General features: G+C 70.1%; 23 protein-coding genes and 1 tRNA gene. 10 read left to right on the forward strand and 14 right to left on the reverse strand.

What is annotated here, in order from left to right:
• The first annotated feature begins 87 nt into the window (after positions 1–87).
• From OHU35_RS12965 to OHU35_RS12985, 5 genes are all read left to right on the forward strand, one after another.
• Positions 88–294 (forward strand): hypothetical protein, encoded by a 207-nt coding sequence (locus OHU35_RS12965; RefSeq protein WP_189724903.1) that lies wholly within the window; start codon positions 88–90, stop codon positions 292–294.
• Positions 291–869: a DUF6415 family natural product biosynthesis protein gene (locus tag OHU35_RS12970; RefSeq protein ID WP_405505339.1), complete on the forward strand. Its 579-nt coding sequence runs from the start codon at positions 291–293 to the stop codon at positions 867–869. The genes OHU35_RS12965 and OHU35_RS12970 overlap by 4 nt, the downstream gene beginning before the upstream one ends.
• Positions 866–1,318: a hypothetical protein gene (locus tag OHU35_RS12975; RefSeq protein WP_189724905.1), complete on the forward strand. Its 453-nt coding sequence runs from the start codon at positions 866–868 to the stop codon at positions 1,316–1,318. The genes OHU35_RS12970 and OHU35_RS12975 overlap by 4 nt, the downstream gene beginning before the upstream one ends.
• Before the next feature lie 206 nt (positions 1,319–1,524).
• A complete protein-coding gene (locus OHU35_RS12980) occupies positions 1,525–2,064 on the forward strand; it encodes a class IV adenylate cyclase (RefSeq protein WP_405505340.1) in 540 nt (179 codons plus the stop codon).
• A gap of 61 nt (positions 2,065–2,125) precedes the next feature.
• Positions 2,126–3,196 (forward strand): radical SAM protein, encoded by a 1,071-nt coding sequence (locus OHU35_RS12985; RefSeq protein ID WP_405505341.1) that lies wholly within the window; start codon positions 2,126–2,128, stop codon positions 3,194–3,196.
• Positions 3,197–3,264: 68 nt separating this feature from the next.
• On the opposite strand, the gene OHU35_RS12990 is transcribed toward OHU35_RS12985, so the two are convergent.
• Both OHU35_RS12990 and OHU35_RS12995 read right to left on the reverse strand, forming a co-directional pair.
• On the reverse strand, positions 3,265–3,498 hold the full coding sequence (locus tag OHU35_RS12990) for a helix-turn-helix domain-containing protein (protein ID WP_189724908.1): 234 nt from the start codon (positions 3,496–3,498) through the stop codon (positions 3,265–3,267).
• Positions 3,499–4,035: 537 nt separating this feature from the next.
• Positions 4,036–4,107, reverse strand: a tRNA-Val gene (locus tag OHU35_RS12995).
• A 203-nt stretch (positions 4,108–4,310) separates the two neighbouring features.
• Between OHU35_RS12995 and OHU35_RS13000 the strand changes: the two genes are divergently transcribed.
• Positions 4,311–5,108 (forward strand): DUF4097 family beta strand repeat-containing protein, encoded by a 798-nt coding sequence (locus OHU35_RS13000; protein WP_405505342.1) that lies wholly within the window; start codon positions 4,311–4,313, stop codon positions 5,106–5,108.
• Between the two features lie 74 nt (positions 5,109–5,182).
• Positions 5,183–6,586, forward strand: a complete 1,404-nt coding sequence (locus OHU35_RS13005) for a hypothetical protein (protein WP_359896312.1) — start codon at positions 5,183–5,185, stop codon at positions 6,584–6,586.
• Positions 6,587–6,604: 18 nt separating this feature from the next.
• Here OHU35_RS13005 and OHU35_RS13010 read toward each other — a convergent pair whose 3' ends face one another.
• From OHU35_RS13010 to OHU35_RS13020, 3 genes are all read right to left on the reverse strand, one after another.
• Positions 6,605–7,759 carry an amidase domain-containing protein gene (locus OHU35_RS13010; protein ID WP_229872985.1) on the reverse strand — a complete coding sequence of 385 codons (1,155 nt, stop codon included), beginning with the start codon at positions 7,757–7,759 and terminating at the stop codon, positions 6,605–6,607.
• Positions 7,760–7,865: 106 nt separating this feature from the next.
• On the reverse strand, positions 7,866–9,143 hold the full coding sequence (locus OHU35_RS13015; RefSeq protein WP_189724912.1) for a hypothetical protein: 1,278 nt from the start codon (positions 9,141–9,143) through the stop codon (positions 7,866–7,868).
• Positions 9,144–9,200: 57 nt separating this feature from the next.
• Positions 9,201–11,321 carry a transglycosylase domain-containing protein gene (locus tag OHU35_RS13020; protein WP_405509217.1) on the reverse strand — a complete coding sequence of 707 codons (2,121 nt, stop codon included), beginning with the start codon at positions 11,319–11,321 and terminating at the stop codon, positions 9,201–9,203.
• Between the two features lie 253 nt (positions 11,322–11,574).
• Between OHU35_RS13020 and OHU35_RS13025 the strand changes: the two genes are divergently transcribed.
• Both OHU35_RS13025 and OHU35_RS13030 read left to right on the forward strand, forming a co-directional pair.
• Positions 11,575–11,793 carry a zinc ribbon domain-containing protein gene (locus OHU35_RS13025; protein ID WP_189724913.1) on the forward strand — a complete coding sequence of 73 codons (219 nt, stop codon included), beginning with the start codon at positions 11,575–11,577 and terminating at the stop codon, positions 11,791–11,793.
• A 48-nt stretch (positions 11,794–11,841) separates the two neighbouring features.
• The gene (locus OHU35_RS13030) at positions 11,842–12,624 is read left to right on the forward strand and encodes a DedA family protein (protein WP_189724914.1); all 783 of its coding nucleotides are present in this window, start codon (positions 11,842–11,844) and stop codon (positions 12,622–12,624) included.
• Here the strand turns inward: OHU35_RS13030 and OHU35_RS13035 are convergent.
• The 3 genes from OHU35_RS13035 to OHU35_RS13045 are packed head-to-tail and all read right to left on the reverse strand — an operon-like array spanning position 12,545 to position 17,125.
• Complete coding sequence (locus tag OHU35_RS13035) at positions 12,545–13,354, reverse strand: HAD family hydrolase (protein ID WP_189724915.1); 810 nt, start codon at positions 13,352–13,354, stop codon at positions 12,545–12,547. The two genes, OHU35_RS13030 and OHU35_RS13035, sit on opposite strands and share 80 nt — an antisense overlap.
• A complete protein-coding gene (locus OHU35_RS13040) occupies positions 13,354–15,927 on the reverse strand; it encodes a phosphoribosyltransferase (RefSeq protein ID WP_405505343.1) in 2,574 nt (857 codons plus the stop codon). The genes OHU35_RS13035 and OHU35_RS13040 overlap by 1 nt, the downstream gene beginning before the upstream one ends.
• Before the next feature lie 31 nt (positions 15,928–15,958).
• Positions 15,959–17,125: an HpcH/HpaI aldolase/citrate lyase family protein gene (locus tag OHU35_RS13045; protein WP_405505344.1), complete on the reverse strand. Its 1,167-nt coding sequence runs from the start codon at positions 17,123–17,125 to the stop codon at positions 15,959–15,961.
• Positions 17,126–17,353: 228 nt separating this feature from the next.
• Here OHU35_RS13045 and OHU35_RS13050 point away from each other — a divergent pair, with 228 nt between their 5' ends.
• Entirely contained in the window at positions 17,354–18,229 is an 876-nt protein-coding gene (locus OHU35_RS13050; RefSeq protein ID WP_189724918.1) for a TerD family protein, read from the forward strand.
• A 42-nt stretch (positions 18,230–18,271) separates the two neighbouring features.
• Here the strand turns inward: OHU35_RS13050 and OHU35_RS13055 are convergent, their stop codons facing one another.
• The 6 genes from OHU35_RS13055 to OHU35_RS13080 all read right to left on the reverse strand — a co-directional run bounded on the left by OHU35_RS13055 (position 18,272) and on the right by OHU35_RS13080 (position 22,811).
• Complete coding sequence (locus tag OHU35_RS13055) at positions 18,272–19,012, reverse strand: Tellurium resistance (protein ID WP_359896304.1); 741 nt, start codon at positions 19,010–19,012, stop codon at positions 18,272–18,274.
• A gap of 129 nt (positions 19,013–19,141) precedes the next feature.
• Positions 19,142–20,287 (reverse strand): DUF475 domain-containing protein, encoded by a 1,146-nt coding sequence (locus OHU35_RS13060; protein WP_189724920.1) that lies wholly within the window; start codon positions 20,285–20,287, stop codon positions 19,142–19,144.
• A 125-nt stretch (positions 20,288–20,412) separates the two neighbouring features.
• The gene (locus OHU35_RS13065) at positions 20,413–20,988 is read right to left on the reverse strand and encodes a TerD family protein (RefSeq protein ID WP_094058093.1); all 576 of its coding nucleotides are present in this window, start codon (positions 20,986–20,988) and stop codon (positions 20,413–20,415) included.
• A gap of 95 nt (positions 20,989–21,083) precedes the next feature.
• Positions 21,084–21,659, reverse strand: coding sequence for a TerD family protein (locus OHU35_RS13070; protein ID WP_189724921.1), 576 nt, complete (start codon positions 21,657–21,659; stop codon positions 21,084–21,086).
• A gap of 148 nt (positions 21,660–21,807) precedes the next feature.
• Positions 21,808–22,266 carry a peroxiredoxin gene (locus OHU35_RS13075; protein WP_189724922.1) on the reverse strand — a complete coding sequence of 153 codons (459 nt, stop codon included), beginning with the start codon at positions 22,264–22,266 and terminating at the stop codon, positions 21,808–21,810.
• A 107-nt stretch (positions 22,267–22,373) separates the two neighbouring features.
• Positions 22,374–22,811: a DUF3052 domain-containing protein gene (locus OHU35_RS13080; RefSeq protein ID WP_039932421.1), complete on the reverse strand. Its 438-nt coding sequence runs from the start codon at positions 22,809–22,811 to the stop codon at positions 22,374–22,376.
• Positions 22,812–22,905 lie beyond the last annotated feature (94 nt).

The raw sequence follows: 22,905 nt of genomic DNA on the forward strand, positions 1-22,905 counted from the left end.
ACCACACGAGAACATTTGGCCAGGCTGCGAGAACATTCGAGAACATCGCATGGCGTGTGTCAACACCGCCTCCCTACGGTCCTGTTCATGGCCGAAGCACCCGCACAGAACGTCGACCCGTTCACCGCCATGGAGTCCCTCCGGGCGGCCCTGGACCAGGTCGGCATCGTGCTGCCGTCGCTTGCGGTGGATCCAGCAGCGCCGAACCTTCGCCTCGTAGATCTGGGGCGCGTGCGCGCGGATGTGGCCATGCGGCTGGCACGCGCACTCCAGCAAGGGAGCCCCATGACATGAGCGCGAAGCGACAGAGCCCACCCCCGCCCGACCTCGAGACAATGCGCGACACCGCGCACCAGGTGTTGGACCCGGACTCCGGCCCGGACGCCCTGCCACCGGCCGCCGACGAGCTGGCCACACTCACCACCACGCTGCGCGGCCACCTCCAACTGCTCGCTCCCGAGGTCGAGCATGCGGCCGCCCTCCTGTCGGAGAACAGCCCCACCCGCTCCGCAGCGATGGCCTGCGCCGAGGAGGCGGGAGGCAAGCTCCGCGCCCCCGAGTTGGGGTTCGCCGCGCTGACTGGCCGCGTCATGTACGCCCGGCGGCTTGCCCGCGTCTTGGCCGCCCTGTGCGACCACTACGAGATCGTCAGCGCGGGGATCGAAGTGACGTCCGAGCAGAGGGCGTTCGTGCGCCTGGCGAACCACTGCGTGAATTGCAAGAAGTGCCGGGCCAGGGACGGCCAGGGCATGAACGCCGGACTCGCCTGTGAGGAAGAGAGCAGGCTGTACGAGGTGTACCGGGTAGCGCGCGCCCGCGCCTCCGCGGCTCGACTCGCTGGCCGCAACGCGGCGGGGGCCTCGGCGTGACCACCACCGAACCCGAGACCGAGACCCCCACCGAGGACGATGAGCTCCAGGCCCTCGGCGAGCAGCTGCTGCACACCGCGAGGACATCCCCCGTCCGGACCGTCGTCCAGGCCTTGGTCGAGGAACAGACGATCCTGTCGGCGCCGGCCGTTCGCCAGGCCCTGATCCTCCACACCGACGACGGCGAGATGGCCCACCTCGAGGGCCTGGCGGGTCACGTATTCAGCCTGGGTCTCGACAAGGGGCAACGCTCGTTCCTCTGCCTCGTGCTGTCGATGGTCGGCATCGGAATGACTGCCATCGCTGCCGTGCGGGAGCTGGACGAACGCCAGCTTCAGATCCTGCTGCGGGCGATTCTGCGGCTCGCAGGCAACGACACGATCGCTGTCGGTACCCGCCTCCCCCTTCGACGCAACCGCAGGACCGACGTTGAGGGAAACGACCAGTGAACTGCAAGAGCACGGCCCACCAGACCGCGCCCAGCGGATCCCGAGCCCCCGCTATCGGCCGACGCCGATAGCGGGACGAGCGGCCACCCCGACGCCCCGTTACGGGCGGCCGCAGGCCCGCCGCCGGACCGTCCCAGTCACCGGCGGCGGGCCCCCTACGCTGCACGGTCGTTGAAACAACCGCAGCGACCAGCGATCGGAGACCCATGGCAGGCATCGAGTTCGAAGCGAAGACCCTCGACATCGACCCCGCGAAGATCGAGAGGCTCATCACCGAGGCCGGCGGCACCTGCACGACCACGACCCGTCTCATGCGGCGGTACGTGTACGACACGATTCCGGCCGTCCCCGGCCGATGGGTGCGTCTGCGCGACACGGGAGGCGACGTCACCCTGTGCGTGAAGCAGATCGTCACGGACGCCGTCGATGGGACCCACGAGACCGAGGTGACCGTCGACGATTTCGAGGAAGCTGCTGCGCTGCTGCAGCTGACCGGCCTGACGCCACGCAGCTACCAGGAGAACCGGCGCACCTCCTACGCCCTCGGCGCCGTCCGCCTCGAGGTCGACGAGTGGCCGCGCATCCCGCCGTACCTGGAGATCGAGGCCGACGACGAGGCGCAGGTGTGGGCGGCCGCCGCCGCGCTGGGCATCGACCACGACCAGCTCACATCGATCAACACCACGAAGGTCTACGGCCTGTACGGCATCGACCTGGACTCCATCGCCGACCTGCGTTTCGAGTAGGCCGGCGCCTGCTACTCCGGCTGGGGCACCGCGCCCCGGCCCGCCCGCAGAGGGGGGCACCATGCACGACCTGAGCGACGTGCCGGTGGAAGTGAAACCGGACCGCACCCTGCGCGTGAAAATCATCGACGCGTGCGGCCTCGCCTGCTCGTTCTGCCACAACGAGGGGACACCCGTCGCCGCACCGGGCAACACCGGACGCGTCTCCATCTACCTCCGCACCAACGGCGCGGGCTTCCTCCCCGCCCGGATCGCCGCCGACGCCGACTTCGCCCTGGCCCTCGCCGCCGTGCGTGGCAGCCTGCCGACGAACGAAGTGCACTTCACCGGCGGCGAGCCGACGCTGCACCCCGACCTGCCGGGCCTGATCACCATCGCCCGGCGCCTCGGACTCACGGTCGGCCTCACCTCGAACGGCGAAAACGGCGCCGCGGTCCTGCCCGCCGCCGCGGCCGCCGGCCTCGACCGCATCAACCTGTCCGTGTTCGGCACCACCCCGGCCGAACTCGCCGCCGTACAGGCTCCGCGTCTTGCCTCGCCGAAGCTCGCCGAGCGCAAGCTGGCCGCCCTCGACGCGACGATCGAGACCGCGACCGCCCACGGCATCAAGGTCTCCGCCAACATCGTGATCCCCGACCGTGGCCACGTCGACCGCGTGCTCCGCATCATCGAGCGACACGGCCGTTCCGTCGTGGTCCGCATGCTCGTCTCCCTGGAGGAAGGGGGCGCGTCCCTCGATGCGATGCGGGATGTCGTCGACCACCTGGGCGCCGTGCCGGTCCGCCGCATCATCACAGCAGGGGCCTCCGATCAGCGGATGCGGTACCGCCTGCCGGACGGACGCACCCTGTACGCGAAGAGCATCCGGCCCGTGCGCCTGCCCGAGACCTGCGCCGACTGCCGGTTCAACAACCCGGACGACTGCCAGGAGGGGTACTACGGAGTCCGGCTGTACCGCGCCGCGGACGGCCCGTTCATGGTCGGCGTCTGCATCCAGCGCATGGACCTGTGCCTGCCGCTCGGCGAGTTCGTGATGAGCCAGCGCTGCCACGAGGTAGCGACCTTCCGCGACGACGAGGCAGCGCGACTGACCCGGCTGCACGCCACGGCGGCAGCGACCGACCCGGGATGAATATCGGCTAGCGCCTCTCCGACGTCGGCCGGGCCGCCCCGTCATTCTCCGCCGGGGCGGCGGGCCGCTCAACGCACGAGGTCGGCGAGCGGCACGCTGAGGGCGTCGGCGATGAGGAGCAACTCGGTGAGGCTGGGGGCGCGCTGGGCGGTCTCGTACCGGTGGATCGTCTTGTGGTCGAGGCCGACGCGCTCAGCTAACTGAACCTGCGAGAGGCCCGCGCGCCGGCGGACTTCTCTTATGCGGTCCCCGATGACCCGGCGGCGGGCGAGTACCCAGTCGGGCAGGGGGTCGAGAGGCACCCGATAAAGCTGTAACGATCATGACGCCATGTCTTTACCCGCCTGGGTAAATATCGTGGAGCTACTGGGGAACACGTGCTGTGGGCACATGCCACCCCCCAGTGCATACGCCCGCACCGGCATGTCCGGAGTGGGCGGGATGACGCGCGGGTGTGCCTGTGTCCGCCTGCGGCCGGTCATCCTCTGCTCTGACACGGTCAGAGCAAGCCGCCCCACCCCCTGCACGGGGTGGGGCGGTCTAGGTTTGTACGCGCGACCCCCGCCGATGCGTTCGGCGGGGGTCGCCGCCTACGGGCCGATCCTCCCCAGGCCGGTTCCCGCAGGTGACGACGAGCCTGTGTCTGGCGCGCGGTGGGGAGCCGCGCCGTCCTCGTCTTGTCTGGAAAGCGTAAGAGCCACGCCCCGACGATCAAGTCCCCCAAATGGGTGATGAAGAAACATGATCGTTTGGGGATGTGGACTCTTTGTGGACTTCGATCACAGGAGAGGCCCCCCAGGGTGATCCATGGGGGGCCTCTGACCTGCTACTTAATCCGGTGGGCGCGGACGGTTTCGAACCGCCGACATCCTGCTTGTAAGGCAGGCGCTCTACCCCTGAGCTACGCACCCGGCTTCCCAGGCCAAGCGCCCAGGACGAGTCGACAGCCTACATTGCCCGGGGCACGGACCGGCAATCCGTTTGGCGTGGGGCGGGGCCGGGGGTTATCCCCCCTTCGGATCCGGGAGTGGCCCGGATCCCCCGGCGGGCCCCGGATCCATACGGTCGTAGAGCGCTCGGAGAGCGCCCGTCGTCCGCCCAGGGGGAGATCGTCATGGCCCGCACCATCCGCACCACCGGCACCACCCGCACCGCTTCCGCCCGCGCGATCGCCGTCGCCGGTGCCGTGGCCGTTCTCGTCGCCGGGCTCAGCGCCTGCGGGGCGTCCGCCGGGGACGACACCGACCCCGACCACCGGTCCTTCGGCCTCCAGGGCCGCACCCTGACCGTCGACTCCGACGACTCCGCCCTCGAGATCGTCGCGGCCGACCGGAACCCGGCGGGCAAGATCGAGGTCACCCGGTGGTTCCAGGGCTCGGTCGTCGTCGGCAAGGAGCCCAAGGTCACCTGGTCGATGCGGGACGACCGGCTGGTGCTGCGACTGAAGTGCTCCGGCGTCGTCGCCGACTGCGCGGCCAAGCACCGCGTCGAGGTACCCCGGGGCATCACCGTGAAGGTCCAGGACGGCGACGGCAGCGTGCGCGCCCGGGGCTTCCGGGACCCCCTGAGCATCCGCACGAGTGACGGCTCCGTCCGCGTCACCGACACCACCGGACCCCTGGAGCTGCGCACCGGCGACGGATCCATCCGGGCGGACGTCTCCTCCCGCGACGTGCGCACCCACACCGGCGACGGCTCGGCCCGCATCGAGCTCGGCGTCGTTCCGGACCGCGTGGAGTCCCGCAGCGGCGACGGTTCCGTGACCATCGCGCTGCCCGAGGCGGCCTACCGCGTGACTACCGAGACCGGCGACGGTGGCGTGGACGTGTCCGTGCCCCGCGACGAGAGCAGCTCCCATGTGGTGTCCGCCCGGAGCGGCGACGGCAAAGTGACGGTCCGAACAGCGAACTGACCGGCCCGTGTGTTCGTCCTTAACCGGTGGGAGAATGACACCGGGCAGGGTGGACAACAGCACGGGAGAGGGATGTGACGGCGACACCAGGGCAGCCGTACTCGCCGTCGGTGCCGCGCGCACACAGCCCGCGCCGCACCCTCCCCCGCACCCCGAGCGGTCCGCTGCGGGACGTTCTCACTCTGATGGCGCTGCCGCTGGTGGCCGCGCTGGCGCTGCCCGCCGCCTTCGCGGGCGGCGGCACCCGGCGCTGGTTCGGCGGCCGTGCCGAGAGCCAGCGGGCCGAGGCCCAGGCCGCCAAGGACGCCGCGGCGGCCGCCTTCTACGAGCTGGACACCGCCCAGCGCGACCTGCGCATCTCGATAGAGACGATCAACGCCGTCGACGACTCCCCCGCCGCCCGGCGCGCCGTCGCCGATTTCGCCGCCCTGGGCAGCCGCATCGACGAGGCCAGCCACCGGTACATCAACGCCGTCGACGCCCACGACCTCGACCGCGACGACCTCGAGGCGTCGACCGCCTCCCGTGCCCGCACCGAGCTGACCGCCGCCAAGGAGGAACTGGACCGGGTCAAGCAGGAGCTGGACCGCTTCGCCGACGGCCTCGGCCCCCTGCTCGGCAAGGCCGAGACCCAGCTGGCCCGTCTCGCGCCCGCCGTCGAGCGCGCCCGCCAGGCCCTGCTCGGCGCTTCCAACGCCCTCGACGCCGTCCGAGCGTCGCACCTGAAGGCGGACGACCTCGCCGCCCGGCTCGCCGTCCTCTCCCCGGAGCTGACCAAGCTGAACCAGGGCGCCGGCCGGCACGGCGTGCCGGAGACCCTGGAGCGGGCCGAGCGGGTCACCCGCGAGGCCGAGGCGATCCGCGTGGAGGCCGAGCGGCTGCCGGACCGCGCCGCCGAGATCGACCACCGGCTCGTCTCCCTGCGCACCCGCGCCCAGGCCCTGACCACCCGCTCCGAGCAGGTGGACCCGATCCTGAGCGAACTGCGCCGCCGCTTCACCGCGGCCTGCTGGCAGGACCTCCAGCGCGTCCCCGACGACGCCGCCGCGCACGTCCGCCAGGCCGAGAGCAGGCTGGCCGAGGCCCGGTCAGCCCGCGCCGAGCAGCGCTGGGCCGACGCGACGGCCCTGCTGTCGACCGTGCGGGCCCTGCTGAACAGCACCGACGAGGCCGTCTCGGCCGCCGGCGACCGCCTGCACCGCCTGAACGCGGTGCAGAAGGACCCCCAGCAGGAGATCGAACGCACCCGCTTCGCCATCCGCGACGCCCAGCGCCTCGCCATGGCCGGCCGCAACACCCCCGACCCGCAGCACGCCCGCCCCCTGGACGACGCCGTGTCCCGCCTGGAACGCGCCATCGCCACCCTCGACGGCCGCCACCCCGACTACTGGCACTTCCTCACGGAGACGGAGGCGGTCCGGCAGGCGGTGGCCCGTGTGGTGGGCCGGATCCGCGAGGAGCGAGGGACCGGGCACTGAGCCCGGCCCCGTCCGGCCTCAGGTGCGGTAGGCGTAGTAGTACGCGTTCGGTTCCGACGCGACGAGGCTCGCCACCGACCTGCGGAGGGTGTTGGTGGAGTGGTAGGTCACGTACGGCACGCCGCCGCTCTTGGACGTGACGATCATCGTGTGGTCCTTGGACCCGTCCTTGTCGAAGTCCATCTGGAGGACGTCACCGACCTCGAGCTGGTAGACGTTGGCGAGCGGCTTGGTCCGCTGGGAGTTCTGGGCGAACCAGGACCACTCGTTGACGCCGACGAACGAGTCCGACTGGATGTCGGCGTTCCCGAACCACTTGGTGTAGTCGTAGACGTAGCCGGGGACGTGCTTCCAGCCGCCCGCCTTGAGGGACTGGCTGACGAAGTTGGTGCAGTCGCCGCCCGCGCCGTGGCCGCTGAAGTCCGGGTAGTCCTTGTTGTAGACGTTCCAGTACTTCTCGGCATAGGCCGCCATGGCCTTGTAGTCGTACGTCGTGCCGGTCTTCGGGACGGCGGCCGGGTTGCGGGTGGTCGCCGCGCGCGGGGCGTTCGGCATGGTGTCGTCTGCGGTGGTCGCCTTGACGGGGGCCGGTTTGGAGAGCGTGTTCACCGCGAGACCGCCCTGGTCGGTGTCGCGGATGCCGGTCAGCTGCCAGTCGCCCTGCCGATCGGCCTTGAAGGTCAGCTCGTGCCGGGCCTGGAAGCCGGTGGTCTTCGGCGCGTCACCACGGGCCTGGGCGTAGGTCAGGGTCGTGGTCTCGGTGACCGCCGCCCTGGCCGTACGGCCCGTCACCCGCGTGGCGTCCAGGGTGACGGTGGTGCGGGCCTTGCCGTACTTCTCGCCCGCCTTCGCGAGGCTCTCCTTGCGCTGCCCCAGCGCGGACAAGGTGGCGTCCTCGGAGCGGGCCTGTCCGGAGGACAGCTCGACGTCGCCGGAGAAGCCGTCGGTCAGCGGCTTCTCGTGATCACCCTGCCCGCCGTCGACCAGGGCGTTGGTGCGATCGGTGAAGACCGCGTCCGCCAGCCGCTGGAAGGTGGCCTTGGTCCGCGCGTCCACCGACGGGTCGTCCAGGACCGCCGCGCCGGCGCTCCAGTTGGGCAGCAGGGCGACTCCGGCGACGACCGAGGTCGCCGCGGCCCCGAGTATCGTGACGCGGCGTCGTGCCCCGTTCAACTTCCTTGATTTCACTGGTGTTTTCCCCTCTTGCCCCGGCCAAGGGTTGCCGGGGTAGGAGATCTTCGCATGAAGTGTGTGGTTTCCGTGAAGAGGGTTGCTCCTGTTACTTCACGACGGTCGACCAGTCAGGCGACTGCGCCGGGTCCAGGCCGCGCAGCCGCTGCAGCGTCTCGGGCTTCTGCACGTCGAGCCAGTCGGCCAGCTCCCTGAAGGACACGCACTTGACGTCCTTCTTCGTGCACACGCTCTTGATGACCTCGTCGACGGCCCTCATGTAGATGCCGCCGTTCCAGTCCTCGAAGTGGTTGCCGATGAACAGCGGGGCCCGGCTGCCGTAGTACACGCGGTTGAAGCCGGACATGTAGGAGGCGACGGTCTGCTGTTCCCACCGGGGGTAGTTCGCCGGGTCGCCCTCGGTCTGGCCCTCGGACTGGTTGTAGAGGAAGTTGAAGTCCATCGAGAGGCCCTGGTACGTGCCGCCCTCGTACGGGAGCATCTGCAGCGGGAAGTCCCAGACGCCGTTCTTCTTGCCGGGCCATATCTGGAAGTCGCCCGCGGAGCTGGCGTCGTAGCGCCAGTGATAGCCCTTGGCGGCCTTCAGCAGGTTCCCCTGGCCCTCCAGGCAGGGCGCACGGCCGCCGGTGACCTCCTTGCGGATGTCGAACGGCAGCGGGTCGACGTCCTGGAAGCCGGTGTTGGTCTTCCACTTCTCGACGAACGCGTAGAACTGGTCGATCTCGCTCCGCCACTCCGCGACGCTCCAGTCGCCGCCGCCCTTAGTGCCGCAGAAGTGGCCGTTGAAGTGGGTGCCGATCTCGTTCCCGCCCTGCCACGCCTCGCCGAGCTGCTCCAGCGTGGTGCGGATGTGCTCGTCGGTGGCGTAGCTGATCGCCGCCGAGCCCTGGGCGTGCTGGGGCGGGGAGTAGAGGTCCTTCCTGCTCTTGGGCAGCAGGTAGATGCCCGTGAGGAAGAAGGTCATGTGGGCGTCGTACTGCTCGGCCAGCTCCCGGTAGTGCGAGAAGAGCCCGTCGTCGCCCTGCAGCGCGCCGTCCCAGGAGAAGACCACGAACTGGGGCGGCTTCTCGCCCGGCTTGAGCGGCACCGGCTTCAACTGCCCCTTCTGCGGGCCGGTGTAGGAGGTGGAGCCGTCCCCGAGGACCTTCGTCCTGCCGTCCCACCGGGGTTCCTGGCGCGCCCGTGCGGAGGCTGCCTCGCGCGTCTTGGAGGAGGCCGTCGGCGTGGTGGTGTCCGAGCGGGTCAGGACCAGATAGCCCGAGACCAGGGATGCGACGACCAGCAGGGCCGCCAGGGTCAGTATCCCCGGGGGTGTGGTGCGGCGGGGTGCGCGGGGTCGGCGGCGGCGGCCGGACGGTGACTTCATGCGCGGCTCATTCTGCGAGGGGGGTGGGGGGTATGGGTGCGGTACCGGGCTCGGGGGTCAGCCGAGGCCCCGGGCACCGGACCAGACGGTGTACGGGACGCTGTCGCCGGAGGTGCCCGCGATCCCGCTCAACGGCAGTGGTTCGAGGCTCTTGCCGAGGTCGATGCGGTAGGCCACGACGGCCGTCGACACGGAGTGGGCCGTGCCGACGTACCAGGACGCGGTGTCGTTCTGCGCGGTGCCGGCCTTCCCGGCCACCTCGATGGCCGGGTCCGCCCCGGGATGGGCGGTGCGGAAGGCGTCCGTGAGGGCGGACTGGACGGCCTCGGCCACGCTCGCCTTCACCGCACGGCGGGACGCGGGCTTCGTCAGTGTGACCTCGGAGCCGTTGCGGGTGATCCGGGCCACCGAGTACGGCTCGACATGCGTGCCGGCGGCGGCGAACGTGGCGTATCCGCTCGCCATACGGATCGCGCTGGGCGTGGCGCTGCCCAGGGACATCGCGGGCACCTGCGGGCCGAAGCTGGAGGAGAGCAGGCCCGCCGCCTGAGCGGTGTCCCGCACCTCGTCCAGGCCGGTGTCCATGCCGAGCTGCATGAACGGCGTGTTCACCGACAGGGCGAGCGCCCGGCTCAGGCTGATCCGCCCGTAGGACCTCCTGCCGTCGTTGTGGGCGGTGACCTGCTTGCCGCCGCGGTCCCAGTAGGGCCCCTCGGGTGTCCTGACGGGGATGCCGTCGTCCCCGTCGTACAGCGTCCGCGGGGTGACCTCGGTCGCGGCGCCGTCACGGGTCCTGTGCACGCCCTTCTCCAGGGCGGCGGCGTAGACGAACGGCAGGAAGGCCGAACCGGCGGGCACGGTGGTCGCGTTCGACTCGTTGTAACCCTGCGTCCGGTGGTCGGGACCGCCGTGGACGGCGAGGATCCGCCCGTCGGTGGCCACCGAGGCGGCGCCGAAGTGCAGGGACTTCGCCTTGGCCGCGTCGGCCTTCCGCGCCCGCTCGCGGGCCTGGGTCACGGCGTCGGTCAGCGCGGTCTCCTGCTTGTGGTCGAAGGTCGTGTAGATCTGGTAGCCGCCGAGGTCGAACTCCCTGGCCGAGATGTGCGCGGCCTTCTTCGCGTACTGGGCGGCCAGCTCCACGAGGTAGTCGCTCTGCTTGCCGGTGTCGTACCCCGGCGCCCGCTTCAGCGGCTCGGGGAACTTCCTGTACCGGGCCCGCTCGGACTTCGACAGCGTGCCGTTCTCGACCATGCGGTCGAGGATCCATGACCAACGCTCCACCGCCCGGGCGTGGTTGGCCTTGCTCAGGGCCGGGTCGTAGAGCGCCGCACCCTTGAGGAGGGAGGCCAGGAAGGCGGCCTCGCCGGCGTCGAGTTCGCCGACGTCCTTGCCGTAGTAGGCCTGGGAGGCCCGCTGGATGCCGTAGGTGCCGCGGCCGAACCAGCTCGTGTTGAGGTAGCCCTCGAGGATGTCGTCCTTGCTCATCCCGTTGTCGAGCTTGAGGGCGAGCATGGCCTCGGTGAACTTGCGGCCGACCGAGCGGTCCTGGTTGAGGTAGACGTTCTTGACGTACTGCTGGGTGATGGTGGAGCCGCCCTGGGTGTCTCCCTGGCCGACGGTGCGCCACAGGGCGCGGGTGAGGCCGCTGAAGGAGATGCCGGGGTCGCTGTAGAAGCTCGCGTTCTCCGCCGCCAGCACCGCGTCGCGGACGTCCTCGGGGATGTCCTTCAGTGGCATCGCCTGCCGCCGCACCCAGCCGGTGCGTGCCATGGGCGTCCCGTCGGACCAGAAGTAGACGTTGTCCTGCTGGGTGGCGTACGAGTTGAGGTTCTCCGGGATGTCGGTGGCGGCGTAGGCGACACCCAGGAAACCGACGGTCAGGCCGGTGAACGTCAGCGCGACGCCGAGCCACTGACGCCGGGAGGGCGCCCAGCGACGCCAGCCGGTGCGGCCGGTGTGCGGGTACCGGGGCGCGACGCGGGCGACGAACGGGATCAGCCGGGGGCCTGCGGCGGCCCGTAGACGGGCCAGAGGGGAAGGCCGGGGGGCCCTGCGCCGACGGCGCGATGTGCCCGGTCCGCTCCCGCCCGAGGGCGTAGGCGATGGCACGGCCTCATCCGCACACTCCGCATTTTCCGCATATTCCACATATAAAGAAGCGGGAGCCTTCAACTGCATGGTCTCGTCCGGCTCCCACCCAGCCTTGGTCACGGCTGCGTCTCCCCTCCCCGCTCATTGTGGTGCTCGCGCGGAAGGGCATGACTGCCGCGGTCAACGGCAGCGCGCCCCGCATTCCCCCGGCCTCACGGCTCCTCGCGACGATCGAAAGTTACCAGCGGCCTTTACAAGTTCTCCACACCGGTTCGGGCAAGAACGATCTCAAAGAATCCCAACGGGCGGTATTTCCGTTGCCTGGGATTAATCTGTCCCCATGCCTCGCTACGAGTACCGCTGCCGGACCTGCGGCGACACCTTCGAACTGAGCCGTCCCATGGCGGAGTCCTCCGCTCCCGCGGCGTGCCCGTCGGGTCACGGCGACACGGTGAAGCTCCTCTCCACGGTCGCGGTGGCCGGCTCGGCCTCCGCCCCGGCACCGGCGCCCCGCGCGGGCGGTGGCGGCGGTTGCTGCGGGGGCGGCTGCTGCGGCTGACCCCTTTCCTCAGGAGCCCTTCAGCTTCGTTTCTCTAGCGTGGCCGGCATGACAGCCATCGCGGCGGACGCCGGACCACAGTGGGTCAACGACCTCATGGACGCGCTGGGCGCACCGGGTGCGGGTCTCGCCATCGCCCTGGAGAACCTGTTCCCCCCGCTGCCCAGCGAGGTGATCCTGCCTCTCGCCGGGTTCGCCGCGAGCAGCGGGCGGATGAGTCTGCTCGCCGTCCTGCTGTGGACGACGGCCGGCTCGGTGATCGGCGCGCTCGCGCTGTACGGGATCGGTGCGCTGCTCGGCCGTGACCGGACGGTGGCGATAGCGGGCCGGCTGCCGCTGGTGAAGATCTCGGACATCGAGCGGACCGAGGCGTGGTTCCTGCGGCACGGCACGAAGGCGGTGTTCTTCGGCCGGATGATCCCGATCTTCCGCAGCCTGATCTCCGTACCCGCGGGTGTCGAGCGCATGCGGCTGCCGGTGTTCCTGGGGCTGACCACCCTGGGCAGCGCGATCTGGAACACGGTGTTCGTACTCGCGGGCTACCTGCTCGGCGCGAACTGGCACCAGGTCACGGACATCGTCTCCACCTACTCGAAGGTGGTCCTCGCCGTGGCGGCGCTGGCGGTGCTGGTCTTCGCCGGAGCACGACTCCTACGACGCCCCAAGGGAACACGCCCCCAAGGGGCGCGGGGAACCGCGCGATCGGCCACGACGAAGCCGCACCCGCACGACGACCAGGACACCCGAGTCCTCAGGCGCCCCGTACTACCTCCAGAAACTCCCGCAGGATCCGCTCCCCGGCAAGGACGCCCCGGTCGGGCAGCACCCTGATCGAGGGCGCCGTGAAGCCGGTGTCGGCCAACTCCCCGTGGCCGGGCCGCCAGCCCTGGTCCGCCGCGAGGAGCAGGTCGGCGTCGAGCAGGGAGTCACCCGCGGCGAGGGTGAGATCGGCACCGGTCCGCCGGGCGACCTCACGCAGCGCCGCGCTCTTGGTGAGCGGCTTGGGCACCGCGTAGATCTTGCGGCCCTGCAGCGACACGGTCCAGCCGCGGTTCTCGGCCCACACCGCGAGTTCCTTCACCCAGTCCTCGTCGAGCAGGTCCCGCTCGACGACGAGGTAGGCGAACAGGTCGTCGGCGACGCGGTGCTTGCGCACCCAGACCGGGTCGGCGGCCCTCAGCAGGTGTTCCTGCACCTCGGCGAGGGGCGCGCACTGGTCGGCCAGCCGTGCGGTCACCCGGGCGTGCCAGTCGGGGTCGGAGACGCCGTCCACCAGGAGGTGGCCGCCGTTCGCGCAGATCGCGTACGTGGGTGCGGGGCCCGGCAGGTTGATGCGCTGGTACTGCTTGCGCGTCCGGGTCGTCGTCGGCACGAACACGGCCGCGTCGCCCAGGTCGGTGAGGAGCTGGGCCGCCGTCTCCGTCATGTACGACAGCGGCTTGCTCTCGTGCACCTCCACGCACAGCAGCCGGGGCGCCCGGGCGTCCGGCATGGTGAGCGCCAGGGCGGCGGCGGAGTAGATCAGGGTGCGATCGAGATCGCTCGCGACGAGTACGGGCATCAGACCGACACCGCCTTGCCGTCGGCGCCGGTCGCGCCCCGGGTGTACTTGGGGTGGATCAACCCGACGCAGGTGTAGGGCAGTTCGGCGGCCTCCTCGACCGGCACGCCGCGTTGCTCGGCCAGCAGGCGTACATGGTCGAGGTCGCTGCCCGCTCCGGCACGGGCCAGGATCTTCCAGGGCACGCGGCGCAGCAGCACCCGGGTGGTCTCGCCGACGCCGGGCTTGACGAGGTTCACGTCGTGGATGCCGTACTCCTCACAGATGCGCTCGACGGCGGCCCAGCCCTCCCAGGTGGGCGAGCGGTCGGCGGCGAGCATGTCCTTGGCCTGGGCGCAGGCGGCGTCCTCGACCTCGGGGAAGCGGGCGGACACGGCGTCCAGGAAGGTCACCGAGACGTCGGTGCCGGCGAGTTCGCGGTAGAACTTCGCGCCGTGGAAGTCGTGCGGACCGACCAGGTCGGCCCGCAGCACGGTCCGCGAGATCAGGCCGGACACGGTGGAGTTGAGACAGGCGGAGGGGATGAGGAAGTCCTCGCGGGTGCCGTAGGTCCGTACGCAGGAGCCCGGGTCGGCCAGCACCGCGATCTCGGGGCTGAAGCCGGTGATGCCGTCGGACTTCTCGAACTCCTCCAGGGCCTGGGCGAGTTCGCGGGTGATGGCGCCCTTGCCGGTCCAGCCGTCGACGAAGACGACGTCCCGCGGGTCGTGGTGCGCGGCGAGCCAGCGCAGCGCGTTGGCGTCGATGCCCCGGCCGCGGACGATCGACACGGCGTAGTGGGGCAGGTCGAGGCCGTGCCGGTGCTGGGCCCAGCGGCGCATGAGGATGCCGACGGGTGTTCCCGCGCGGGCCAGGGAGACCAGGACGGGGCGCGGCCCGCGCTCGGCGAGGACCGTCTCCGTGACCACGCCGACGGCCTGGGCGATACGGGCCGCCGAGTCGTCCAGCGCGGCGTGGAACAGCTCCTGGTACCGCTCGCTCGGCTGGTACTCCACGGGCAGCGACTCCGCGTAGTGCGCGCCGCCGCTCTGGATGGCCTCCTCGCGCTCCTCGGTCGGCGCCTCCAGTGTCACGTCCGAGAGGTCCCGGAGCAGCCAGCCGACCTCCTCGGGCGCGTACGAGGAGAAGGCGGGGCCGCGCAGGGGCTCGGGCAGCATGGAGGGCCTTTCGGGGGCGTACGACGGTATGACGGCGAGCAGGACCCGCGGCGTGTGCGCGGCGAGCCGGGCCAGCAGACCGTCGGGCGCGTGCAGTGCGGGGGTGTCCCCGGCCGAGTCGACCACCGCGACGACGGCGTCGAATCCGGCGCCGGCGACGTTGTAGGCGTACCGCTCGCCCGGGCCGTCGGCGGGGTCGTCGTGGGCGGGGAAGGCGAGGCGGGTGCGTATCGCGTAGCCGGGGTCGTCGACGGCCAGGACGGGTGAGCGGGTGGTGGTCGAGTAACGGACCTCGACCCCGGCGGTCCGCTCCAGCTCGTGGGCGAGCCTGAGGGGGGCGTACATCAGCTCTTCGAAGCCGAGGATGTGCACGCGGCGGGCGTTCTGGGGCAGCGCCTCTGCGAGCCGGGCGGCCATGGCGGGCAGGGCGTCCTCGAGGCGCTCTCGCTGCGCGGGGGTGAAGCCGTGTCGGCCGCCGTCGGGCAGGCCGGCGGGCCAGTGCAGGTCTATCCGGGTGACGTGGGGGTCGGTGCGCTCGTCTTCCGGGTGCGGGCCGGTGGGGGTTGTTCGCGCAGTTCCCCGCGCCCCTGGGGGCATGCCCTCAAGGGGCGCGGGGAACTGCGCGACCGGCCACGACGGCGCCGCACCCGCCGACGACCCCTCCGACTCGTACCGCGCCACCAGCTCCTGCCCCCTCTCCAACACCCCCTCAGGCAGCCGCACGGTCCCAGAAGCCGCAGCCACGAGATCCACCCGCGCCCCGATCTCCCGCGCGAACCCCTCCAGCCGCCCCGCATCCTCCGCCGACCGCATGTCCACCAGCGCCACCACGACATACCTCCGCCGCGGATACCGCCCATGCAGATCCCGCACGGTGTTCAACACCGTGTTCCCCGTGGAGAACTCGTCGTCGACCAGGACCAGCGGCCCGTCCCCGGTCAGCAGCGCGGGATCCTCCGGCAGGAGCAGATGCGAGGTCGCGTGCGAGTGGGCCTCCTCGAAGCCGCCGGCCGCCGCGAGACCGGCGACGGGGCGGCGCGTGGAGTGCAGGTAGGGCGCGAGGCCCAGCCCGTCGGCGACGGAGTGGCCGAGGCCGGTCGCGGTCTCCGCGTAGCCGAGGACGACGGCCCGGCCCGCCTCCTCCTCGCCCAGCAGCTCCCGCACCCGGCGGCCGAGCTCGACGCCATGGCCGTAGACGACGGACGGCGACTGCGGCACATGCTTGCCCAGCACGTTCGACACCAGCAGATGGGCCCGCTTGGGGTTGCGCCGCAGCGCCAGCCCCAGCAGGTCGGTCAGCCGGTCCTCGCCGACGAGCTCGACGCCGAGCCGCTCCGCGACCCAGCTGCCGGACCAGACACCGCCGGCTTCGTCGCGCACCTCGCCGTGCACCCCCTCGTTCACTGCTTTCTCCACCAACCGTTGGAATTCTTCGGATGCCGTGCGTTCAGCCGGGCAGGCCGGCGGCGAGCAGTTCCACGAAGCCGATGTCCTCGTTCGCCACGCCGAAAACCTCGGCACGCAGCAGGGTCCGCTCGGCCCAGGCCCGATGCGGCTTCACCTCGTTCATCTTGTTCGTGTACGCCGATCGAAGCACACCCCCGCCGCCGCGCTCGGGGCGCAGGATGTCCTGGGCGTCCGAGAACTCCTCGTGGCTGACGACCGACAGGGCGTGCACCGGAAGCACGTGGGAGGGGTGGATGCAGGTCTTGCCCAGCAGGCCGTTGGCGTGGTCCAGGGAGATCTCCCTCAGCAGGCCGTCCATCGCGTGCTCAATCAGCTTCTCGCGCAGTTCCGCGGCCTGCACCTCAAGGAAGGGGCTCTGCCGCAGCTGCGGCTTGAACATGCGCTCCTGGACGCGGAAGTACTCCCACACCGGCCCGGTCACGGTGAAGCCGGTGCCGTCGGCGCGGCCCAGCATGTTCACCACGTCGGCGATCACGGAGGCGACGATCTGCACGTCGTACGCCGTCATGTCGGGGCCTCGGCGCAGCCCGTAGGAGGAGCAGAAGTCCGTCACGCCGAGGCGCAGGGCGAGCACGCGGTCGCGGTACTTGTCGACGGCCCGGGAGATGCCCTCCAGGGTCTCCACGCGGGACTCGCGGTAGAGCAGCTCCGGCGACTCCAGCACCGGCATGGCGAAAAGGCGACGGCCGCTTTCGGCCTCGGCGGTCGCCAGCGCCTCGAGGAAGGGGATGCCCCGCTCCTCGGTGAACTTGGGCAGTACGAATCCGGACAGCAGCCGGGCGGACGGGCCGAGCCGTCGCACGAGGTCGGGGATCTGCTCCGGGACCCGGATCCGGATGAACAGCAGGGGCAGGTCCGCGTCCGGCAGGTCGGCGAGGGTCCTGAACTGGCGGACGAGGTTCTCCTCGCCCGGACCGACGTCCGCGTCGTCGATCGAGTCCTCGAGGCACAGCACCATCGAGACGACACCGCGCCCGGCCTGCTTGAGGACGTCGTCGGCGAGGCGGGGCCGGGTGGCCGGACTGTAGAGCGTGGCGCCCAGGGCCGCCGCGAGCAGCCGGGCCGGGGAGCCCGGTGTGAACACGCACGGCTCGCGGTGGAAGAGACGCTTCCGCGTCTCAGGGGCGATGTGCCCGAAATGACGCATGGAACTCCCCCGTGGTGGTCGTGCGGCCTGCGAATCGTCGAAAGGTGGCCGGTAATAGTACGTAGAAGTCCATGTCAAAGGTTCCCATCAGGCATGAATTTCAGGTAACGCGGGCAAGCACAGCCAGGCCCGGCCATGACGACGGTAGTCCGCGACGGCCGTCGGCGCCGCTCGTGGCGCCCGGCCCCCGCGTTGTCGTGAGCAGGACCGAGAAGGCAGGATGACCGCATGACGCACGCGATGCTGAAGGGGTCGAACGTCCCGCTGGAAGCCACCACGGTGCGCGCCGTGCTGCGCTGGACACCCGGACAGGGGGTTCCGGACGTCGATGCCTCCGCGCTGCTCCTCGGCCCCGACGGTCGTGTGCGCTCCGACGAGGACTTCGTCTTCTACAACCAGCCCCGGCACCCCTCGGGGAAGGTGTGGCGGCTCGGCAAGAAGCGGGTCGCCGAGGGCCTGACCGACACGATCCAGACAGAACTCACCGGTGTCGAGTCGGGAGTCAGCCGGATTCTGCTGGTCGCATCGGCGGACGGCGTCCCGTTCGACCGCGTACAGGCGCTGCGCATCCTGCTGTACGACGCGGCGGGCACCGAGGCGGAAGCTCTGGCGTACTTCGACGTCAAGCCGGAGACGGGCGAGGAGACCGCCCTGATCTGCGGCGAGCTGTACCGGCGCGGCGAGGGCTGGAAGTTCCGCGCCCTGGGCGAGGGCTATTCGAACGGGCTGCAGGGGCTCGCGACCGACTACGGCATCTCGGTGGACGAGTCGGAGGCCGCGCAGGAGACGACGGGCCTGCCCACCACGGCCGCGACCACACAGCAGCCCGCCCCCGAGGTGTCGCGGCCGCTGCCTCCGGAGCAGCCGACCGTCGTCCCCGCGCAGCCCGCGTACGGGTATCCGCCCCAGCAGCCCGCGACGACCCAGCCGGCGTACGGCTATCCGCAGCCCGCGGGCCAGCCCGCGTACGGCTATCCCCAGGCCCCGGCCGCGGCGGGCGTCGCGGGGGCGCAGACCGGCTACGGCTACCCGCCGCCGGTCACCGCGGCCCCCGACCCGGACTTCCGCCTGCCTCCGCAGGGCCCGCAGTTCATCGGACGCTGAGCGGGCCCGGGCCGAGTACCGCGCCCGCACCCGCCGGGGCCCTCAGCGCTCGACCTTCGTCTTGTAGCCCCGGCCCCACTGCAGGCCCCACCCGTACAGCCGGTCCAGCTCGGCCTGGAACCCGTAGACGAACTTCGCTTCGCGGCGCACGATGATCTCGTCGTTCTTGATCTTTTCGATCATGACGACGGCGCAGGAGCGCGCCTGCGGCTGGCGTTCGTCGAGGTGGATCTCGATGCGCGGGCCGCTGCTCGGGTAGAGGGTGACGCTGGCGTGGGTGCGGTCGAAGGCCGGTGTCTGGTCGTAGATGTAGACGAAGACCAGGAGCCGCTTGATGTTGTCGCGGTGGTCGAGGTTGATGTACATCGTCTCGCCGGACCCGGAGCCGAAGCGGTCGTCGCCGCTGAGCTTGACGTACGGCGGGGCGTTGACGTCGCCGAAGTAGCCGCCGAGGGGCTGGACGACGCCCTTGGTGCCGTCCTGCAGCTCGTAGAGGCAGCCCAGGTCGAGGTCGACGTTGACCATGCTCTGGCTGTGGCCGACGACCTCGGGTGGTTTGAGGGCCCGGAAGGGGTGCCGCAGCAGGCTCTCGCGCTGGGGGCCGCCGATGTCGGACGTGCGCATCCGCCAGCTCAGGTTGACGCGCAGATGGCCGTTGGCCGCGTCCTGCTTGGTGAGTGATATCTGTGCGCGCCGCTTGGTCAGTTCGATCGCGTTCGTTGCCGCGTGGCCCGAGTCGAACTGCACATCGCGCCCGCGCCCTAGTCCGTCGAACAGGCCCATTCCGCCCCCCACGTTCACTTGGAGACCGCAGGTCATCGCATTGCCCACGGCCTTGACGACCGACGGGGCGGCTCCGAGGACTCGCCTCGGCAGCCGCCCCGCACAGAGCGTTCCTCACCCGGAGGGGTGTCACACCCCGGACGAGACCTCAGTCTTCTCGTCCGAGCCGGCCTTCCCCTCGGCCGCCGCGATGGCGCGGTTGCGGCGCACGGAGGACCAGAAGGAGGCGCCGATCAGGACGACACCGATGAGACCGGTGACGATCTCGTTGATCTCGTACTGGATGGTGACGAGCAGGATCGCGGCGAGCGCGCCGATGGCGTAGTGCGCGCCGTGCTCCAGGTAGACGTAGTCGTCGAGGGTGCCCTGGCGGACCAGGTAGACCGTGAGCGACCGGACGTACATGGCGCCGATGCCGAGGCCGAGGGCCATCAGGACGATGTCGTTGGTGATGGCGAAGGCGCCGATCACGCCGTCGAAGGAGAAGGAGGCGTCCAGGACCTCGAGGTAGAGGAACATGAAGAACGCGGCCTTGCCGGCCAGCTTGACGGCCGATTTGGGCTTGCCCTCGCGGACGGCCTTCTCCTCGGCCTCGTGCTCGCGTTCCTCCTCCTCTTCGAGCTTGTCCTCGAAGTAGCCGGAGAGGCCGCCGACGATCATGTAGGTGATCAGGCCCGCGATACCGGAGAGCAGGACGGTCTCCGCCTTGTCGGCGTGTGTGCCGCCGTGCTGGTGGGCGTGGGCGCCGAAGGTGATCGAGGAGATCAGCAGGACGATCAGGGCGATGCAGACCGACAGCATGTCGACCTTGCCGAGCTTGGCCAGCGGGCGCTCCAGCCAGCCGAGCCACTTGATGTCACGGTCCTCGAAGACGAAGTCGAGGAAGATCATCAGCAGGAACATGCCACCGAAGGCGGCGATCGACGGGTGGGCGTCGGTCACCAGCTGCTGGTACTTGTCCTTGTCCGTGAGCGCGAGGTCCACGGCCTCGATCGGGCCCAGCTGGGCGCTGATCGCGACGATCACGACAGGGAAGACCAGCCGCATACCGAAGACGGCGATCAGGATGCCGACCGTGAGGAAGATCTTCTGCCAGAAGGCATTCATCTTCTTCAGGATCCCGGCGTTGACCACCGCGTTGTCGAAGGACAGCGAGATCTCGAGGACGGACAGGATCGCTACGACACCGAACGCGGTCCACCCTCCGTAGAGAACCGCTGCGACCAGGCCGAGCGCGGTGACCGCGAACGACCACCCGAAGGTTTTCAGAACCACTGGCTACCCAATCGTGTGTGTACGGGGCTCCCCCGCGCCGTACCCGGCTTTACGAACTTTTGAAGCCGAAGTCTAGTCCGGCCCCCTCCATACCCCACCGGGCCCCGGATTTTGCTCATATCGCGTTATGAGACGTTGACCCCGAAGTCCAGCGCGATGCCCCGCAGCCCCGACGCGTACCCCTGTCCCACCGCCCTGAACTTCCATTCGCCCTGGTAGCGATATACCTCACCGAAGATCATCGCGGTCTCCGTGGAGGCGTCCTCGCTCAGGTCGTAGCGGGCGAGTTCCTGGCCGTCCGCCTGGTTCACGACGCGGATGAAGGCGTTGCTGACCTGGCCGAAGGTCTGGCCGCGCTCGTCGGCCATGTGGATGGAGACCGGGAACACGATCTTGTCGCACTGCGGCGGCACCTTGGAGAGGTCGATCAGGAGCGACTCGTCGTCGCCGTCGCCCTCACCGGTGAGGTTGTCACCGGTGTGCTCCACCGAGCCGTCCGGGCTCTTGAGCTGGTTGTAGAACACGAACCACTCGTCCCCGAGCACACGCCCGCCGCTGCACATCAGGGCGCTGGCGTCGAGGTCGAAGGGGGCTCCGGTGGTGGAGCGCGCGTCCCAGCCGAGCCCGATCATCACCTGCGTGAGGTTCGGTGCGGCTTTGGACAGGGAGACATTGCCTCCCTTGGCGAGCGTGACGCCCATGATTCCCTCCCCTGTGGTGTTTCTGAGGTGGTCCTGCACGTCCGGCGCCGCACGTAAACCGTGCGGCGCCGGATGGTCAGACCTTGAAAGTGGGCTCAGACGTTCACGCCGAAGTCCTGCGCGATGCCGCGCAGGCCCGAGGCGTAGCCCTGGCCGATGGCGCGGAACTTCCACTCCGCGCCGTGCCGGTAGAGCTCACCGAAGACCATGGCGGTCTCGGTGGAGGCGTCCTCGCTCAGGTCGTACCGGGCGATCTCGGCGCCGCCGGCCTGGTTCACCACGCGGATGAACGCGTTGCGCACCTGGCCGAAGGACTGCTGGCGGGTCTCGGCGTCGTAGATCGAGACCGGGAAGACGATCTTCTCTACGTCGGCCGGGACGCCGGCGAGGTCGACCTTGATCTGCTCGTCGTCGCCCTCGCCCTCACCGGTGAGGTTGTCGCCGGTGTGCTCCACGGAGCCGTCCGGCGTCTTGAGGTTGTTGAAGAAGATGAAGTGCTGGTCGTTGCCGACCTTGCCGGAGTTGTTCAGCAGCAGCGCGCTGGCGTCCAGGTCGAAGTCGGTGCCGGTCGTGGTGCGGACGTCCCACCCCAGACCGATGATGACCGCGGTCAGGCCCGGCGCCTCCTTGGTCAGCGATACGTTGCCGCCCTTGCTGAGGCTGACTCCCACGAGTCCTCCAGTTGGTGTTCTGGGGCGGGATGCCCCGTTGTGCTCGGATGTCGGATCAACGAGTCGATCCTAGTGACGGGTTCCCGCCCCACCCAGGCCCTGAAGCCGGGAATTCAGCGGGTGTCGGGCGTATGACGCCCGACCGGCGTCACAGGGTGTCGAGCGCCTTCACGTAGTCGTTCAGGTCGCGGGCGTCCGGCAGGCCGTTGACGACGGTCCACCGCACGACGCCCTCCTTGTCGATGACGAAGGTGCCGCGCACGGCGCAGCCCTTGTCCTCGTCGAAGACGCCGTAGGCCCGCGAGACGTTGCCGTGCGGCCAGAAGTCCGACAGCAGCGGGTACTCCAGACCCTCCTGCTCGGCGAAGACACGCAGCGTGTGGATGGAGTCGTTGGAGACGGCGAGCAGCTGGGTGTCGCGGTCGGAGAACTGCGGCAGGTTGTCGCGCAGCTCGCACAGCTCGCCGGTGCACACGCCGGTGAAGGCGAAGGGGTAGAAGAGCAGCACGACGTTCTTCTCGCCGCGGAAGTCGGACAGCTTCACGCTCGCGCCGTGGTTGTCCTTGAGCTCGAAGTCGGGGGCCTTCTCGCCGACCTGGATCGCCATCGTGGTGGGTGTCCCTTCGTGCGGCTTCTCGGGTGGAACCACCCTACGCAGGCACCGGGACAGGCCGATGGGCGGGCCGACAGCGTCGACCCGCCCCGTCCGAACGACTAACGCTTGGACTTGGCGGCCTTCGGCGTGGCCAGCCGGCTGCCGCTCCAGTCCTTTCCGACGCTGACGCTCTTGGACGCCGTCAGACCCGCCGTAGTGGCGGCCTCCGAGATGTCGCTCGGCTCCACATAGCCCGAACGGCCGGTCTTCGGCGTGAGGAGCAGGATCGCGCCGCCCTCTTCGATGTACGTGGTGGCATCGACCAGCGAGTCCGTCAGGTCGCCGTCGTCGTCACGGAACCACAGCACAACGGCGTCGGCCACGTCGTCGTAGTCCTCGTCCACCAGGTCGCTCTCCACAATGCCTTCGATGGCCTCGCGGAGTTCCTGGTCCACGTCGTCGTCGTAGCCGATCTCCTGGACCACCTGCCCGGGCTGGAACCCCAGCCTGGCGGCAGGGTTCGTCCGCTCCTCCGCGTGGTCCGCGGTCGCGCTCACGGGTTGCCTCCTGATCATGTTTTGGGAATGTCTCAGCCACGCGCGTGCGCGAAGCATTGGCCGTAGTCCACACGGGCGGGGCGGATCGCGCAAG

Source organism: Streptomyces purpurascens, from assembly GCF_045040895.1.
Classification (GTDB): Bacteria; Actinomycetota; Actinomycetes; order Streptomycetales; family Streptomycetaceae; genus Streptomyces; species Streptomyces purpurascens.

What these genes read in the sequence shown, in the direction of transcription:
- OHU35_RS12965 (WP_189724903.1), top strand. Translation starts at nt 88, where the DNA reads ATGGCCGAAGCACCCGCACAGAACGTCGACCCGTTCACCGCCATGGAG.
- OHU35_RS12970 (WP_405505339.1), top strand. Translation starts at nt 291, where the DNA reads ATGAGCGCGAAGCGACAGAGCCCACCCCCGCCCGACCTCGAGACAATG.
- OHU35_RS12980 (WP_405505340.1), top strand. Translation starts at nt 1,525, where the DNA reads ATGGCAGGCATCGAGTTCGAAGCGAAGACCCTCGACATCGACCCCGCG.
- OHU35_RS12985 (WP_405505341.1), top strand. Translation starts at nt 2,126, where the DNA reads ATGCACGACCTGAGCGACGTGCCGGTGGAAGTGAAACCGGACCGCACC.
- OHU35_RS13000 (WP_405505342.1), top strand. Translation starts at nt 4,311, where the DNA reads ATGGCCCGCACCATCCGCACCACCGGCACCACCCGCACCGCTTCCGCC.
- OHU35_RS13015 (WP_189724912.1), bottom strand. Translation starts at nt 9,143, where the DNA reads ATGAAGTCACCGTCCGGCCGCCGCCGCCGACCCCGCGCACCCCGCCGC.
- OHU35_RS13020 (WP_405509217.1), bottom strand. Translation starts at nt 11,321, where the DNA reads ATGCAGTTGAAGGCTCCCGCTTCTTTATATGTGGAATATGCGGAAAAT.
- OHU35_RS13025 (WP_189724913.1), top strand. Translation starts at nt 11,575, where the DNA reads ATGCCTCGCTACGAGTACCGCTGCCGGACCTGCGGCGACACCTTCGAA.
- OHU35_RS13030 (WP_189724914.1), top strand. Translation starts at nt 11,842, where the DNA reads ATGACAGCCATCGCGGCGGACGCCGGACCACAGTGGGTCAACGACCTC.
- OHU35_RS13035 (WP_189724915.1), bottom strand. Translation starts at nt 13,354, where the DNA reads ATGCCCGTACTCGTCGCGAGCGATCTCGATCGCACCCTGATCTACTCC.
- OHU35_RS13045 (WP_405505344.1), bottom strand. Translation starts at nt 17,125, where the DNA reads ATGCGTCATTTCGGGCACATCGCCCCTGAGACGCGGAAGCGTCTCTTC.
- OHU35_RS13050 (WP_189724918.1), top strand. Translation starts at nt 17,354, where the DNA reads ATGACGCACGCGATGCTGAAGGGGTCGAACGTCCCGCTGGAAGCCACC.
- OHU35_RS13055 (WP_359896304.1), bottom strand. Translation starts at nt 19,012, where the DNA reads ATGGGCCTGTTCGACGGACTAGGGCGCGGGCGCGATGTGCAGTTCGAC.
- OHU35_RS13065 (WP_094058093.1), bottom strand. Translation starts at nt 20,988, where the DNA reads ATGGGCGTCACGCTCGCCAAGGGAGGCAATGTCTCCCTGTCCAAAGCC.
- OHU35_RS13075 (WP_189724922.1), bottom strand. Translation starts at nt 22,266, where the DNA reads ATGGCGATCCAGGTCGGCGAGAAGGCCCCCGACTTCGAGCTCAAGGAC.